Genomic DNA, 1019 nt, shown 5'->3' on the forward strand with positions numbered 1-1019 from the left:
GCGATCGCCCTTTACCAAACAGTCAAATCCCTGCGTGGACTACCTGGCTTACCAGGCGCTAAAGGCGATAAAGGTGATAAAGGTGATAAAGGTGATAGGGGATTACAAGGACTTCCAGGTATAACCACCGTGGTGACTCTGCCTGGAACACCGGGCGAGAAAGGTGACAAGGGAGATCCGGGCACACCGGGTAGACAAGGTATACCGGGAATACCTGGTAAGGACGGTAAAGACGTGAATTCAGCAGACTTGGCAGGTTTAAGGGCATTAATAGTAACCCAGCACGCCCAAACACGAGCGAACGTCAATGCTACGACAACGGGATTATTTGGTAGATTGCAAGCGTTTGTTGCGGCGGGAAATACAGCGATAACAGGTTTAATAACGGCGATCGCTACCAATACTTATGTGGAAAAAGCTTTAGCAGTGATGACTTTCGCTGTAACCGTACACAACGCCCTGATGCTAAGTAATAACCTTGCTCAAACCCTGGGGACGATCATCAATCAATGTGTTGGGTTGATATTGCCGAAAGGGATTAACGGACAGCCAATAAACATAACATCAGTGATTGGTGGTGCAGTTAATGACGTGATTAAAAACGTCATCGGAGCAGATAATTACACCACCATTAGTAATGATTGGGCTATAGCAAATCGCATCTATCAAGCGGGAAGCAATGTATTCAACCAGGTCTCTAATGCTGTTGGCATCCTATCCTCTGGGCTTGAAATGATAGGCGGTAACGTCGGCAAAATTGGCAACGCTTTGAAAATATGGGGCGTTGTGGGACAACACGCTTACTCGTTCATGAATCCACAGCCGAACATGAAAGGCAAGTTTTTCGACTTCATCAATACCGCAAGCGCTGACGCAAATACTATTCAGATGATGGTAGCGATACCAGTGGGACTAGCGGCAGCAGGGGTAGCGATAAATGACAGCGCGAACGCATTTGCGAAAACACTTGACCAAACAGATCCGGTAGATGAACACGGACAACCATTACGCAACCCAGA

Annotated in this window: 1 protein-coding gene; it reads left to right on the forward strand. The window is 47.3% G+C overall.

Annotated features, from left to right (window positions below; genetic code table 11):
- Positions 1 to 1019: collagen-like triple helix repeat-containing protein (locus V7K67_RS16460; RefSeq protein ID WP_335167479.1), on the forward strand; the 1019-nt coding region annotated here is incomplete at both ends.

It is taken from the genome of Nostoc sp., from assembly GCF_036917155.1.
Classification (GTDB): Bacteria; Cyanobacteriota; Cyanobacteriia; order Cyanobacteriales; family Nostocaceae; genus Nostoc.